Genomic DNA, 15,612 nt, shown 5'->3' on the forward strand with positions numbered 1-15,612 from the left:
AATACGGGAACGTTATAAGAAATTCGGGCAATAACAGATAACACAAATAAATAGCTTATACTTAGTGTGTAAATGGAGGGACTTATGAATCATAGCAAACTTTCAGATCATACTTTCAAAAAAGGGAAATTTATCACGCCTTGGAATGAGTTAATGAGTGAAATCGGCAGAGAAAATTCATGGTATCATGGAAGATTGCCAGAATATTTATGGATAGCTCTTATTATTAATTTTTATGGTAGAGAAAAAGGACTAGTAAAATGCAATATCATTCTCAATAAACTTAAGGAACAAGAGCCCACATTAATTACTCCAAAATTTTCGAGGATTCTTAATTTCGAAACGGAAAAGCAAACCAAATTCTTTGATTTCTTATTAACTGTTATTGATGCTCAAGTGTTATCACCTTTAACTACTATCTTTACCTATTCTAACTTTCCGGTTTTTTCGTCAAAGTTCCAATCAAATATGTCAGTTGATGAAAGGGTTGAAACTATAAATTCTGTGATGGAGGAAACCAGCGATCATCAATCATATCTTTCTACTGACGTTAGATTTATTATAGTGTATTTCGTTGTACTGTCAGGGAAGTTACAAATGCAACGTGAATCTATGACAATGCTTCTTGAGTATCCTACATTATCACATGAAGATGAAAGAATGAGAATGATACGTCCAACGGTAAGGTCAATGGAAATGCTGCAGAACGAAATTGATCCTTTTGATGGAAAATATTTAGATTTCTTTTGGGAGGCAGTTAGTAGAATGAGTGATTGTAAGTTGTTTTACATAGATATGTCCAGTGAGCTACCTGATACAAAAGAATACATGAGGAGAGTGAAAATAATACTTGAATATTATACAGATTTGCTTACATCAGCAAATCCACTTGATAATAAAATGCTAGTCCTCTTGGGAATAACCACGTATTCTTACAAACGATTAATAGAGTTGGTTGAACATGAACTCTTCTATACAATTTCAGGCAGGGGTATTGTTCGTACTGTAATAGAGGATTACATAATGATGAAATATTTACTTAAAAACGAATCATTACATGCTGATATATGGACAGAGTATCAGTATTACGGAATTGGTCAATACAAACTCATTGTTGAACGTTTTAGACAATCGGAAAAAGAGTTTCCATATAGCCATGTTTCTTATGAATATATGGATATTTTAGTTAATGAATATAAAAATAAAGAATTTATAGACATGGATACTACCTACTTTGATAAACAAAATATTAGAGGAAAGGCTATAAGCGTGGATGAGAAGGAGCTATTTGATTTTTATTATGACTATGACTCTGCATTTGAACATGGACTATGGGGAGCGATTCGTGAAAGTTCATTAATTAAGTGTAATACACCTTCACATCAGTATCATTGTGTTCCAGATATAGAAAATAACCAGAAACTGAGAAACGTTTGGCACGATTGTGTAAGTGTTTTGAATAAAACACTCAATGTTTTAGAAGAATTATATGGAATCCCTTCGCATTTGTCGGCAGGAGTAAAAGAATATGAACAATAATCTACTTTTAGACGAATTAAATAATATTCAAGTTGAGTATAGAACTATATTAATCAATGCTCTAAAAAATATTAGTGACAATGATGCTGATGCTGTTGTAGATGAAATTGGGGTCTTTTGGAGACGTAATAAAAAAATTGTACAGTGTATATTACGTTATTTATATCAACCTTACAGCGCTTACGTATTTACAGCAGCAACAATTTTGGATATGGATGATTACGAGCATTTCCCATTCGTATCTTTGGGTAAGTACCATTTCTGGGATGATCCGATATACAAGTATATAACGATGCTTAGAAAAACTGATGTTAATAGAGATTTTAATTATAAGATGAAGGAACAAATAGCATCTACAATTAGGGATAATATAAAGATAATTGAACAAGCTGGGGGAATAATATATATTTTACCCATCCGATTATTAACCGAAGATAATTCAATGATTTATAAGGCTGCTGATCAAGCATTTTTCAGTATGTTTAAAGATTCCCTTGATATTGAGTCGTATAAAAATCAATTTAAAACTATAAGTGATATAAAGAATGGATTATTACCAGATATAGATACGAGCATATTTTTTTTAGAAGATGAAGATAGCGGGTTGGATCTCGAAACCAGATTTACAGTTTATAAGGAGTCAACACTCTTACCACTATCTTCTGATGCTACGGATGCTGAGGTTTTTTGGTTCGTAGTATATAGTTATTTAGCTCAAGCATTCGATACTATTCTATTAAGTGCAGAACATAGACTAGTTCCATATGTTAGGTTTAAAGTAACTTTTAAATATATATTACAAATCTCAGGGCATTTCGTTGATAATGAAGAAATATCGGACATGCTTTTCAAATGTGTAATTTCCCATATATTACACCATAAGTTTGACAAACAAAAAATATATGAAATTGATATTAGAGATTATTATGAAGCCATTAGAAGTTATAATTTTGAAAATCAAATGTTTTTAGAATTAAAACAGCAAGATAATCCTTTTACTAATCTATCCATTAGCGAAGTGAATACTATAATTAATCGTAATTTAGAGAGCTTTTTTACAAGGTTACATCATAATAATTAAGTAGCTCAGTGATCGCCCGAACTACTTCTAACAGAATATCTACGCTGCGGGACTTTCGACCCTTGGTCTGCCAGAAGGTAACTCGAGGAAGTTAACTCAAACATACAACCATATGAGGCAAAGTGGCAATGCCACCCGGCAGCAACTTGCCTTAAGCCTCTCGGGTTCGTAGATACGGGCTCGTTATAAGAAATCCTTGAAAATCAATTTTAATTTGCAAGTCATATTAGAATACTACGATATTTTAGATAATTTATTTACTCAATCCATTACATTTAATGTCCTGAAAAAGGAGGAGATTAGAAAAAACAATAATAAACAATATTTCAAAACAAGAACTAATTACCAGTGAGAAGAAGATCAATTGATCTAATACAACAAAACTGGGCCTTCGTATAACATAATATTCACGCTGCGGGCATACACCCTCGGTCCTGTATTCGCCGGACAGACAGTATACGCTGAGTCGTGAATACAGGAATGTTATCTGAAAGACACTTGATGCTGGAAGGGCAGGTAATTATGAAACATATTTTCACAGAAGATAATATCAAATGGTTCATTGGAATCACTATACCTGTGATTGTTACAGTATCTGGTTGGATCTATGTTTATAGGCTCGGGCAGAAAAATCTTAAAAGAGATAAACAAATAACAACTTATATAAATACATTTAATTTCATGAAAGATCCAATAAACGATGTAATTCAAAAATATTCAAAACTATCTACATATTTATTTTTGACCTATACACGAATACAGCAGCTAAACAAAGATAATCTGCTGTTAGAATCAGATAAAGAATTTCTTTTAGAATCGTTTAATACAAAGAAATTTGAATTATTAAAGAATGATGCAAGTGAAGCTTTTCTCAAGTTTACATATGCTTGGGAGCAATATGAAATTGTATTACTTCCTCTTGTTGAACAGAGACATGCACTACAAGATGAATTTCAAGAACTAATTCAAATTTCTAGTAAAGCACATACAGAATATTTCACATTTCTTTATTGCATGAATCAAGAAATAGAGATCGTGGAAAAGTCCAAAGGAACATCTAATTAAAACTCTTCAAGATTACCATGATAAGAGTTTAGATTTCTTCGCATGTATTAGGGATGTGAATTTAAACCTACAAAACTTTATCTTTAAAGACTTATTAGGACAAACAGTTAAAAAGAGAATAGTGACTGACTCCAAATACTTAACGATAGACACATTAATGACAAAGCATAACAAATCGTAGGTTGTTCGAGAAGAAGTATCTTTTAGATAACAACATATCGATGCATTTGGTTCTCGGTCCGGTAGGGGACCTTTTTGATGATAAATATGAGAAGGCACAATTGATAGGAGATAAACAACATAATTACGATATTGACTATGAACATTTAAAACTAACTTCTGATGAAGCATATAATTATTTTAAAGGTTGTTTTTATACTATATATGACAAGAATGAAAACTTAGATACCATACCAATCTTGTAAGCTTACTCGTAAAGGGAGGTCCTATGATTAAATTTGAAGAGATCGGTGATGAAATTATAGTTCGATATATTCCAAGAGATGGGCTCCATTGGGTAATAAAAAAATTTGATGATAATGAAAAGATAGCTATTGGCAAAACCTTTTACTTTGAAAAGAATGATTTAATTAAGGACATCGACTTAGAAGAATTTACTATAATAGAGGAGGTACAATTTTCTTTTGCCAAGCGAGAAGGTGATTATTTTAGAGTCAATAAAACTGCAATTAGAGTAGAGAAGGAATTACTAATCCACAAAAATATAAAGTTCCAAATTAATATGTTTAAGACATTTAACAATATCTCTATTTTCAGAAGAATTTTTGATGTCATAGAAGGAGATTTGTCTATTGGACCCGATAAATCGGATTTACCAGTAGAAGAGTTCAATAAGCTATTGAAAATATTCCCCAATTCCACTGAAGTACGGAAATATTCCAATGCTAGGATTAGTCAGATACTAAAGGAATATGTAAATACAAAACGAGAGTTTGTATTAGAATATAATTCTTACATGTCTAAGAAGTTAGTGGAAAAGAGTATTAAGTCAAGCTTAAGTGCGACATTTGCTGAGTACGAAGTAAGAAAGTATCAATATGTAATGGAACGTCTTAAATATATGCTGAAAAATGAAAATGGCTACACTGAATCAGATTGGCAAAACGAAATTATAGACGTCTTGTTATTGATTTACCCTAAATATATCCGAGTATTTAAAGAAGTGAGATTCAGAGATGAATATAGTTTAAAACAACGAAGATTAGACTATATGCTAATTGACTCAAGTGGGAATGTTGATGTTGTTGAAATAAAAAAACCAAATTTTAATGCTCTGATTTCTCAACATACATATAGAGATAATTATGTTCCAGTTAGAGAACTATCAGGTACGATTATGCAAGTAGAAAAGTATTTGTTTCATTTGAACAAGTCGGGGAGACAAGGTGAAAAAGATTTAACAAATAAATATAGGGAGTTCCTTCCGAGTGGTTTCGAGATTAATATTACAAGTCCTAGTGCTATCATTATTCTTGGAAGAGAAAAGGAACTGAATAGCGAACAACTTCGAGATTTAGAAGTTATCAAAAGAAAATATAAAAATGTAATGGATATTGTTACATATGATGATCTAATTAGACGGTTAGAAGGCATTATCGGTAAATTTCAAAATCAATTATCCGAACCTAATCCGAGATAATGGGCAATTTAAGCAACATACTCTCAAGTAAATAAAATTTATGAGCCATATTTAGATAGAAGGCATATTTACTCATTACAAATCTCTGGATATCAATAAATACATTGAAATTTTCTGAGGGAGACTACAAGATGTTGAAAGACAAAGTTAGATTGATTATTAAAGGTCCAGTTATGTCGATGTGATATTGGGATTATCATTAAGGAATATACTTTTGAAATTTTTTAGTAGAAAGGTGCTGTTTGAGTTGATCCATCAGGTAATTCATTTTTATATTAACAAACTAGGTAATTATAATTTAGTCTTTAATAACATGAAGGTATATTGGTTTGGATTTATTAGTTTGTTAGGGTTAGTTAGTATTGCCTTTTTATTTATTCCTAATGACTACAAGTTTTATGGATTTGTAATTTACCTCATACTAACAATTATAGGATTAAACATTGTGAACATTAAAGCTAAGAAAATCGTTCTTACTAAATATGGACTGAAACAAGATGAAAGAATGTGGGGTGGTTCTGAATTTAATCTATATAAGGAAAATGAATTAAAAAAATATTTAAAGAATGAACTAGGTTTAAATTTATCGAAAAGCTGTACTAAAATAATTGAAGCCCTAAATAAGGAAATTGAAAATACTAAACTCACAATTTTTTTTGTTCCGGGCATATTTGTTGGTCTTTTTATACCAATATGGAACCAGTATGCTATCACTCAATTCAAAAATATAAGTTTAATGTCCGAAGCAATAACAGTACTAGGTGTTAATATTATAGTAATATTTATGATAACTTACGTGATTTCACTTCTTAGATTTGTTATGTCTGATGTAGTGAGTTTGAGAAGAAACAGATTAAAAGAACTAGTAAGCTTAATTGAAGGTATTGATTTGAGAAGCAGTGATGAAGACTCTGAGAAGTGACTAACTTTTAGATAGATATATTATTCGAATAGAAGTGGCTTTTATGGAGGTTTGATTTTAGGGGGAGAAATACATCAGCAGACCAGTGAATTGCTAGGACCGTTCAAACGTGAAAGAATAGTCTAGATTTTCAACTAGCATATACAATGTCGTAACCAATTCTCTCTAACCAGCTCTTATTTTCGCGAATAGATTGGAAGCTGAGAGCTGATCTTATTATTGACACCGAAGGCTTAAATCGGTGTTTTTTTATTTTTAATTCGATCCCCGCATTAAAATGATCATTTGTTATCTTATAATTTGGATTAGACGAAGATATTAGTATACAGAATCGGAGCGCAGGTATTTGAATTAAAAATGACTGCTCACGTCTAGCATTACCAAGACATGACGCAGTTTAGACCCATCAGAGAGGTGGATGTATGAGCCGGTTGCTTGACTTATTGGAAGAGGAACGGCGCAAGCTTAATCAGCTTGGAGAGGCATCCTTGAAGCAAGCGATTCCGTTATGGGACAATCCGGAGGTTCAGGAACAGAGCCGAAGGGTAGACGAACTGGTGGCACAAGTTAGTGAAATAAAGGCGAGACATAGCCGAGTGGTACGCTGATGAGTGAGATTACATAATGCGTAGGGGAGGAGAAGTTATGGATTTTCCACGGTGGATGCAACGAGCGATTCAAGCAAGGCTGGATGAGGTGACTGCCCGGATGGAAAATGATCCTGAACTGAGTCGAGTACGTGGGGAAACCGACGAAGCGTTCGAAGCTATGTTTGAAGGTGAGGATGTCGAGCAGACACCTGGATATACCGAGTGGGAGAATCTCTACATTGTCAGAAAAGGCACAGAGAATGAGCAGTTGTACATGCAAGGACTGAGGGACGGCATTCAGCTTACAGTTTCCTTGCTGGGTCAGTCGATGCTGGAGGAGACCAATACAAAGGCTCATGAATCCTCTAACGCGAACCCATAAGACAGGGGAAGCGACCTCAATCTCTACCTAAAAAAACAGCCGAAGCGTGTAACTATCGCTTCAGCTGTTTTTAAAATCTCTACTTTTCCAAAATCTAACTCTTACTTCGCACTTACCGATTTAAACCAATCATTCACTTCTTGCGTGATCTGATCTCCGCCATTGGATTTCCAGTTGGCGACGAATTGGTCAAAGGCATCAATTGGCAAATTGCCGTAGATGATTTTGTTGAAGGTTTCCATCTCGGACTGGCGGAGCAGGTTCCATTTGGATACCATGGTTGGTGTTGCAGCGCCAGTGAAATAGTTTTGTTTACGGACGTCGATCTGGGACATAACGACTTTACCTGCATACCAGTTTTCCGGTTTACGGAATTCGGCCATTTGTTTCTCGTACGGTGTTTCAGGCTTCTCGCCGTTGGCCAGCTTCACGAGTGTTTTCATGTACAGATCCGGGATACGTGCCGGTCCGGTCAGGAATGGGAATTCGTTGGAGAAGTCTTTGATCTTCTCTTTGTCACTGGTCGGTTGTCCGTCAATGATATCCCAGTCGTAACCTTTGGCGAAGCCGTATTCATACTCACTGCCCGCTTTCGGGTTAGCCAGGTTATCGAGCAAGTAGTTATAGTACAGGAAGATGGCTTCCGGGTGCTTCGCATCCTTGTTGATCATGATACTTGCGTTGACACCAGAGTTCTGCCACTTCGTACCGATCTTGCCGTCTGGGCCAGCTGGAACAGGGTAAGCTTTATACTTAGAGCCAGGTACGTTCTTCAGCAGGTCAGGTGCAGGCCAGTCTGGTACCCAGTTTGCACCAGGCAGAATGCCCGCTTTGCCAGCTGTCCAGCTTTCAGCGGATTTGCCTTCGTCCCACAGAGCGGAGTCAGCGTGGATATAACCTTTATCCATCCATTCAGCCAGCTTGGCTAGGGCTTGTTTGGCACCCGGGTTAACGGAGCCGTACTCAAGATTGCCGTTCGCGTCTTTGTTCCATTGCTCCTCGATTGTACCGTATGCACCGAACAACCAGTCGAGCTGACCCATCCAGGTGTTGGTGTTATTTTTCAGCGAGATCGCCAACGGGAATACTTTGTCTGGAGACAGACCGTCCGGGTTCTCGTTCTTGAATTTGTCCATGATGTTCTCAAGGTCTGCGATGGTTTTCGGAGCTTCCAGGTTCAGCTTCTCCATCCAGTCCTCGCGGAGCCAAAGCAGCGTATCGTCATTATCGGTGTACTCCATGATCGGCATATTGTATTTCTTGCCGTCCTTGGTGAACGGATACCACAGTTCAGGATGTGCTGCGGCGTGATCTTTCAGGGTCTGACTCGCGTACTTGTCGAACAACTCATCGATGGCGATGAATTGACCGGAGTCGATCAGCTGATTCGTCAGTACCGCATTGGTAGGTACGGTAACGAAATCAGGCAGTTTCTCGCCAGAGGCGATTGCCAGTTGCAGCTTTTGTCTGTATTGATCGTCATTGGCTGGATACCAGGTATCTTTATGTTTCATACCCAGCGTTTCGAGCATCCAGCGATCGTGCACGTTATTTTCTTTGGTATCCCCTTGAACGTATTTCTTCGGCATCAATACCGAACTGAACTCGATGGGTGGGTCATATTTTCCTTTGGCAAAAGCAGCTTCTGCTTCCGCTGAGCCGACAGTTCCCGGCGTATTATCGGTACCATTGTCACTGGCTGTCTCGCCACTGCCGCACGCAGTGATCGTGATGAGCGCGATAACCATGAGCAGTGACCACCATGTTTTGAATTTGATCATTGTTCAATCCCCCTACGGTGTATGATCTTTACAATGTAACTGTACCAATTTGGGCGGGAGGGCATCTATATGAGTTTGTTAGTTTCGATAGGACTCTATTAGTGAATGTTCCAAAAGATCGGTTTTCAGTCATGTTATTTATGCTGGTCTCTGTATTCCTGCGGCGTGACGCCGAATTGACGCTTGAACACTTTGATAAAATAAGCCGGGTCCATATAACCAATCTCCATGCTGATTTCATACACTTTTTTGGTGGTCGTCACCAGCTTGTGGCAGGCCCGATCCATGCGCAGGCGCGAGATATAATCACTGATGCCTTCGCCCGTTTCGATCTTATAGATTTTGGACAAATGGGTCGGGTGCAGATTAACATGGTCGGCGAGTACACGCAAAGATACATCCAGATGCAGGTTCTTATCTGTAAAATCCTGAATCTTCTTCACATAATCGGAACGGATGTCCTTGATCTCGTTGGACGTGCCTTCCTTGAGCTTGCCAAGCACACTGAGCGACCATTTCCGAAGTTTGCTGATGGTAGCGAAAACTTCCCCACTTTGCAAATCCTCGACATCATTTCCCATTAAAGTGGTCAGAGTCAGCTTGTTCCGGTGAGCAATGTTGGTGAACGATGCTGTAATGAGAAAACCAGCCTCCATGCAATGCTCCCATGATTCCGACCATTTCTCATCCAGCTCTGCGCAGACTGCGAGGATTTTCTCTTCGGCAGCATCCCATTGTCCGCTCTCTAGCAAACTAATAAAGGTGGGCGGGGTGTAAAGGACATCCAAGGGACCTTGTGCCGCAGGTGTCTCGACATCGCTGACACGCATGACAAATTCGCGTTCGTCTCCAACGATCTGCCGGAAGTATGCTGAGGCCTGACGGAAACGATCGTAAAGCTGATTCGGAAAGGTGAACCACTCAGTGATAACGATGGAGAGGGAGCCTTTCAGAAATTGTTTTACTTTGGATTGAAGCTGTATCGATAGCTTCTCCAGAATGATTTCTTTGCCAATATCGCCTTTCCGTTCTTTCAACTGAAGTAAAAACACCAAATATCCGTGCTCCTCCTTCACGCCCCACACTTCCATAAACTCACCCATAATCTCTTCCGCCATATTGATGATGGCATATTCGATCAGGGTCTGATCATTGCTGTCATAGTGTCCGAATTCTTCTTCCAAACGAACCAACATTAACGCGGCATCACCGGTATGAAAGGGGAGATTGTAATTAGCGATCTTCCGATCCCATTCCGCAGCCGCGATTCGTTGTCCCTGCAACGCCCCCAGGAGCAGTCGTCCCCGCAAATGGGGGAGATTCTCTCGCAACGTAAACTGCGTTCGTGTCAGTGAACTGACAAGTTCCCATTCGTTGTTCAATTGATCGATGGCCTTCTGAACGGCCCCCATTAATTCATCATCTGTCGGCGGCTTGAGCAGATAGTCTACAGCCTCGAACTGGATGGCTTTTTTGGCGTAATCGAATTCGGAATACCCGGATAACAGGATACATTTAATTTTTTTGTCCCGGATGCGGATGCGTTCGATCAGTTCAATACCTGTCATTTCAGGCATCTGAATGTCTGAGATCACGATATCGATGGGGTGGGTGTCAATCATTTGAAGTGCTTCGTGTGCCGAGTATGCTTTATGCACATGTTCAATCCCGAGCGTATGCCAGGGTTTGGTCATGGACAGGTTATCGACCCAGTGTGCTTCATCGTCTACGATCATCATTTGCATTATAATGTCTCCCTTGGTGGTTGAACTAAGGCATATTTACACTTGCCACTTCGATGACAGAATAACCTTCCGATCGCTGTTACCCCCAGATTTTCTGATTCACTTTTATAAAGGTGAAAATCTGGGGATAAAGGCGAACGCTTTGCTTCTTCAGGTTTTTTCTGTCCTCTGCGTTCACGTGTAAATGGTTCGTTCAAAATCAAATAGTCAACGTATATTATCGGTATTACCTTTATCGGAATCTGTATCCTCTTTTGGTATCTCCCAGATGATTTCGGTTCGGAATCCGCCAAGTGGGGATGGGCCGAATAGGAGGTAGGAGTGACTGCCGAACAGGTGTGTGATTCGTTGGTGCGTATTCCAAAGGCCGCAGCCCATTTCTTCTTGTAAAGGTTCTTGCATCTTCAAGTTCAGCGCTTCGTACTGTTCTGGGCTGAGGCCAGGACCATCGTCGTCGATGTATATTCTGCCAAAACCATTCAAGCGCTCCCCGGTAATTCGAATTTCCCCGGATGAATAGGACTTCGCCACGCCATGAATGACGGAATTCTCGACCATCGGCTGAAGCATTAATCGTGGCACCGACTGGCCAAGCATATCCTCAGGGATATCAATATGATACTCAATTCGACCATTGCGCAGCTTCTGGATATCCAGATAGTTGATGAGCAGCTTGATCTCTTCCTGAAGCGAAGATGTCTCTTTTTCCATACGGGTGGTATAGCGGTAGTAGGCACTAAGGTTATGCGCCATGGAGACCACAGCTTGTTCGTCCTTCATCTGAGCCATGTTGATGATATAACCAAGACAATTATATAGGAAATGCGGATTGATCTGCGCTTGTAATTGCTTCAGCGTAGCTTCCCTGGCTCTAATTTTCTCATGGAATACATTTTCGATCAGATCCTGAATCTGATGGGACATATCGTTGAATCGACGGAACAGGAATGAGAACTCATTCTGGTTTTTGCTATGCAGTCGGACAGAATAATCCCCTTGCTCTACGCGGCGTAAGCCTTTGATCAGCTTTTTGATCGGATATTGAACATTCCGGTACAGCAGGATTGACGCAGAGATACCCACAACCAGCAGCAAAATCATACAGGTGTAGAACAGATTCTGACTCAGCGAGATGGGTTTCAAAATCTGATACAGCGGAATCACGTCCACCAGGTGCCAATCCAGATAAGTGGACTTCACGGAGCTGACTAGATAGTTTTTCCCGTTCAGCTCCACGACATCCTGCGTGGTATCTTCGGGAGAGTGCGTATCCAGATACTGAATGAGTTCTGCGGACAACTGCTTGTCCGCGCTGCGATTGAGAATGGGGGAATTTCCTTTGTGATACAAGAAAGGATCGCCTTGTCCGCCCGCTTTATACGTATCCAGCATATTTTGAATGTTCTCGTAGCTGAAGCTGGCTTCAATCACCAGATTGCTTCCAGTGAGCATTCCTGGTTGGGCAAGGGAGTCCGTAAAGAACCAATAGAAGGATTTCATCTCATCCTGTGAATCTGCACTCTGGTCCCCATAGGTCCATTGTCCGCTCATATTTTTTTTCAAATACGCTTCATCATATCCTGTGGTTCGATTGTAGTTGGCGATGACATCCTTATTCTGCTGTGAATGCACTGCATATCGGGTGGGCCATATATCCGTAACGCCGGTTTGCAGCGTCATCTTCTCTTGTATCACATAACGGGTCTGCATCCGGTCATATCGATCATCCCACATGTTAAGGCCGTTGAATGCTCTGACATTGGGGTCTCGGGAGAGAATTAGGCTGAAATCCATCATCTGATTGATTCGGGAGTCGATCTGACTGGACAGAAACGTGAGCTGTTTGGTGTTGGAGATCTGCAGTTCTTTGCTGACGACATCATAGGTGACGTTATTCGAGTAGGTGTACATGATCAGAATGGGGATGAATAAGACCACAATTAACAGGTTTATTTTGGCGAATAGACTGAATCGGGATCTGGTTTTATTTTGAAAAGGCATTAAGCGCTTCCATATATACATAAAAAGTCTCCTTCTAATTCGTGTGTAAACAACTTCTTCTAGGATGGCCCTAACAAAACACTATCAAGCCTAACAATGTTATATAGCAGACCTCAGAATGGCTTGATACTATTTATATCAGAGAACCCCATCACACACAAAAACTTTTTTTGGGAACAGGAGCAGTGCTATGGAGGCTAAATTGGAGGGTAAGCGGGTCCCGCAGGCAAACGTTGGGAACAAGCTGGAAAAAAAGAGAAAAAAACGCTATAAACAGCCATGGATTCTGCACTTCATGGTGTTGCCGGCGGCCATTATGGTCTTTATATTTTCATACATTCCGATGTCCGGGATTTTGATGGCATTTCAGGATTATAAACCTGCACTGGGATTTTTCAATTCCGAATGGGTAGGACTGAAGCACTTCAGGTACATGTGGGAAAATGATTACTTTCTGCAAATTACATGGAACACGCTATTTTTTGCCTGTACGAAGATTGTCATGAATCTAATCATTCCGTTTATCTTTGCCTTATTGCTTAACGAGGTACGGAAGATGGCGCTGAAAAGAACGATTCAAACGCTCGTGTATCTTCCACACTTTCTGTCCTGGGTTACGTTGTCAGGTATTCTGATCGACATTCTGGCCCAGACGGGTATTGTCAATCAGTTCCTGGTTTCGGTATTCGGTATCAAGCCGATCTTCTTCCTGGGGGATGGCAGCTGGTTCCGGTTCACGATTATTGCGAGTGATGTCTGGAAAGAGTTTGGATTCAACACAATCATCTTCCTCGCGGCACTGTCCGGCATTAACCCTGCACTTTATGAAGCGGCTGAAGTGGATGGAGCAGGACGCTGGAAGCAAACGATGTATATTACCATCCCGGCACTTATTCCGATTGGGATCGTCATTGCAACCTTGGCACTGGGGAATGTGCTTAACGCCAACTTTGACCAAATCTTTAACTTATATAGTCCGTTAATTTATCAACAAGGTGATATTATCGATACGTTTGTGTATAGAGAAGGTCTGCTTAGTGGGCAGTTCAGTTTCGCTACCGCTGTGAATCTGTTCAAATCGGTCATCAGCCTGATCCTGATTGTGATCTCGTACCGACTGGCTTACCGATTCGCCGGATATCGAATTTTCTAGAAAGGATGACAAACGAATGTATCATAAAACGATGCCTTACCGCATATTCAGCATATTCAACAATGTGTTCCTGACCATCCTTTCACTGCTCTGCTTGCTGCCTTTGTATCACTTGCTCATGGTATCACTTAGCGCATCTGCGCCTGCAAATGCTGGTCTCGTCACGTTCTGGCCGATTGGATTTACACTGGAGGCGTATGCGAAGACATTTGCCAATACAAACTTCCTCTCCTCCTTATGGGTATCTGTGGAGCGGACGGTACTCGGTACTGGACTTGCGTTAATTGTTAATACGCTTGCAGCCTATGCGCTCTCCAAAGAGACGCGGGTGTTCCGCGCACGTAACATCTATCTGTGGTATTTTGTCATCACGATGCTGTTCAGCGGTGGCCTCATTCCGGGATATATCCTGATTCTGAAGCTGGGACTGATGAACACATTGCTGGCCTTGATCCTGCCAGGATTGGTTGCAGTGTTCAACATCATTCTATTGCTCAATTTCTTCCGTACCGTTCCGAAGGATCTGGAAGAAGCTGCATTTATCGATGGCGCAGGTCACTTGCAGACGTTTATCAAAATCTATCTGCCTGTCTCCGTACCCGTTATTGCAACGGTTTCGCTCTTCATGATGGTTGGACATTGGAACGCATATTTCGACGGAATCATCTACATCCGTGATGCGGAGAAGCTGCCACTCGCGACTTTCATGCAGACGATCATCGTGCAGGCCGACATGTCGAAGCTTGATCCAGAAGCGGTGAAGAACCTGTCCCAACGGACCATTCGGGCCTCGCAGATCTTTATCAGTGCACTTCCGATCCTGCTCGTGTATCCGTTCCTGCAACGTTATTTTGTTACCGGGATCGTGGTTGGGGCTGTGAAGGAGTAGTTGAATGTAGGGGATGAATAGGGTTGTAAAATGGAGTCACTGAACTGGGGAAGGCCAGGGAGGTGGCTTCTTTTTGGTTATGGAATAGAAGTATATTACCTTTAATTGAATAAAATGGTACTATGAGAGTTGATTAAGAGCATGAGTCATTTACCAATAGGAGGATGTGGACAAAGTGAAGAAGATTATGGTTGTTACCCTTGCTTTGACGTTTTTGAGCGTATTCATGACTTTTACAGCCACAAGCGCACCGAAAAAGATCAATATATTAATATATTACTTAATGAAAAAGAACTAAAGACTCAAGCAGGCGCTGAAGCTCCCAAGAAATCAATTGAAGTTATGGTTAACTTGGAAACATTTCAATTAGTAGAGGCAAATGATTATATCATCTCTGACGGCCACATACTCGTTTCGCCAGCCTATATTACGAATGTACTAGATTTCGATGTGCCTGGTAAAGGGATATGGTGGGATAACGAAGCCAAAAGTGTAATATTTGCATATGTCGACAAAGATGATTATCCAAAGCCAAGGTTAACCTTTAAGGTGGGGGAAAGCTCTTTTACCGAGTTCGACAAGCAAATTGAACTAAAGAGTAAAGTACTAATGGTAGATGGAAGAGTTTATTTGCCGTTAAGAGCAATTAGTGAAGCATATGGTAAGGAGGTTCAATGGGAATCCAATAACAGCAAGAACATGGTTCGAATAACTGCGAAAAATAACTTGCCATGATTTTTATGCAGAACAACAGGTTTTGAAGCGATTTCGTTAAACTGGAAACATCCAGGCTCGATCTCAAAT

At 40.0% G+C, this 15,612-nt stretch carries 13 protein-coding genes; 10 read left to right on the forward strand and 3 right to left on the reverse strand.

The annotated features are described in order from the left end of the window. The first annotated feature begins 84 nt into the window (after nt 1-84). The 7 genes from MKY92_RS07750 to MKY92_RS07780 all read left to right on the forward strand — a co-directional run bounded on the left by MKY92_RS07750 (nt 85) and on the right by MKY92_RS07780 (nt 7,239). Nucleotides 85-1,539, forward strand: coding sequence for a DUF5677 domain-containing protein (locus MKY92_RS07750; protein ID WP_339300010.1), 1,455 nt, complete (start codon nt 85-87; stop codon nt 1,537-1,539). Continuing rightward, nucleotides 1,529-2,620, forward strand: coding sequence for a hypothetical protein (locus tag MKY92_RS07755; protein WP_339300012.1), 1,092 nt, complete (start codon nt 1,529-1,531; stop codon nt 2,618-2,620). Before MKY92_RS07750 ends, MKY92_RS07755 begins: the two co-directional genes overlap by 11 nt. Nucleotides 2,621-3,121: 501 nt before the next feature. Further along, nucleotides 3,122-3,685 (forward strand): hypothetical protein, encoded by a 564-nt coding sequence (locus MKY92_RS07760; protein ID WP_339300014.1) that lies wholly within the window; start codon nt 3,122-3,124, stop codon nt 3,683-3,685. Nucleotides 3,686-4,133: 448 nt separating this feature from the next. Next, the gene (locus tag MKY92_RS07765) at nt 4,134-5,345 is read left to right on the forward strand and encodes a Shedu immune nuclease family protein (protein WP_339300016.1); all 1,212 of its coding nucleotides are present in this window, start codon (nt 4,134-4,136) and stop codon (nt 5,343-5,345) included. Between the two features lie 235 nt (nt 5,346-5,580). Further along, complete coding sequence (locus MKY92_RS07770; protein WP_339300018.1) at nt 5,581-6,267, forward strand: hypothetical protein; 687 nt, start codon at nt 5,581-5,583, stop codon at nt 6,265-6,267. A gap of 422 nt (nt 6,268-6,689) precedes the next feature. Next, nucleotides 6,690-6,875, forward strand: coding sequence for an aspartyl-phosphate phosphatase Spo0E family protein (locus MKY92_RS07775; RefSeq protein WP_339300020.1), 186 nt, complete (start codon nt 6,690-6,692; stop codon nt 6,873-6,875). 37 nt (nt 6,876-6,912) lie between these two features. Then, nucleotides 6,913-7,239, forward strand: coding sequence for a hypothetical protein (locus MKY92_RS07780; protein WP_339300022.1), 327 nt, complete (start codon nt 6,913-6,915; stop codon nt 7,237-7,239). 101 nt (nt 7,240-7,340) lie between these two features. Here the strand turns inward: MKY92_RS07780 and MKY92_RS07785 are convergent, their stop codons facing one another. From MKY92_RS07785 to MKY92_RS07795, 3 genes are all read right to left on the reverse strand, one after another. Beyond that, a complete protein-coding gene (locus MKY92_RS07785) occupies nt 7,341-9,020 on the reverse strand; it encodes an ABC transporter substrate-binding protein (RefSeq protein ID WP_100529643.1) in 1,680 nt (559 codons plus the stop codon). 134 nt (nt 9,021-9,154) lie between these two features. Further along, the gene (locus tag MKY92_RS07790) at nt 9,155-10,765 is read right to left on the reverse strand and encodes a response regulator (RefSeq protein ID WP_339300024.1); all 1,611 of its coding nucleotides are present in this window, start codon (nt 10,763-10,765) and stop codon (nt 9,155-9,157) included. Nucleotides 10,766-10,972: 207 nt separating this feature from the next. Further along, nucleotides 10,973-12,787, reverse strand: a complete 1,815-nt coding sequence (locus tag MKY92_RS07795) for a histidine kinase (RefSeq protein ID WP_339300026.1) — start codon at nt 12,785-12,787, stop codon at nt 10,973-10,975. Between the two features lie 274 nt (nt 12,788-13,061). Between MKY92_RS07795 and MKY92_RS07800 the strand changes: the two genes are divergently transcribed. The 3 genes from MKY92_RS07800 to MKY92_RS07810 all read left to right on the forward strand — a co-directional run bounded on the left by MKY92_RS07800 (nt 13,062) and on the right by MKY92_RS07810 (nt 15,543). Continuing rightward, a complete protein-coding gene (locus tag MKY92_RS07800) occupies nt 13,062-13,919 on the forward strand; it encodes an ABC transporter permease subunit (RefSeq protein WP_175623691.1) in 858 nt (285 codons plus the stop codon). Nucleotides 13,920-13,935: 16 nt separating this feature from the next. Further along, entirely contained in the window at nt 13,936-14,808 is an 873-nt protein-coding gene (locus MKY92_RS07805) for a carbohydrate ABC transporter permease (protein ID WP_047842119.1), read from the forward strand. 141 nt (nt 14,809-14,949) lie between these two features. Then, nucleotides 14,950-15,543 (forward strand): copper amine oxidase N-terminal domain-containing protein, encoded by a 594-nt coding sequence (locus MKY92_RS07810; protein ID WP_339300027.1) that lies wholly within the window; start codon nt 14,950-14,952, stop codon nt 15,541-15,543. Nucleotides 15,544-15,612: the final 69 nt, after the last annotated feature.

The sequence above is a fragment of the Paenibacillus sp. FSL R5-0623 genome (genome assembly GCF_037974265.1).
GTDB lineage: Bacteria > Bacillota > Bacilli > Paenibacillales > Paenibacillaceae > Paenibacillus.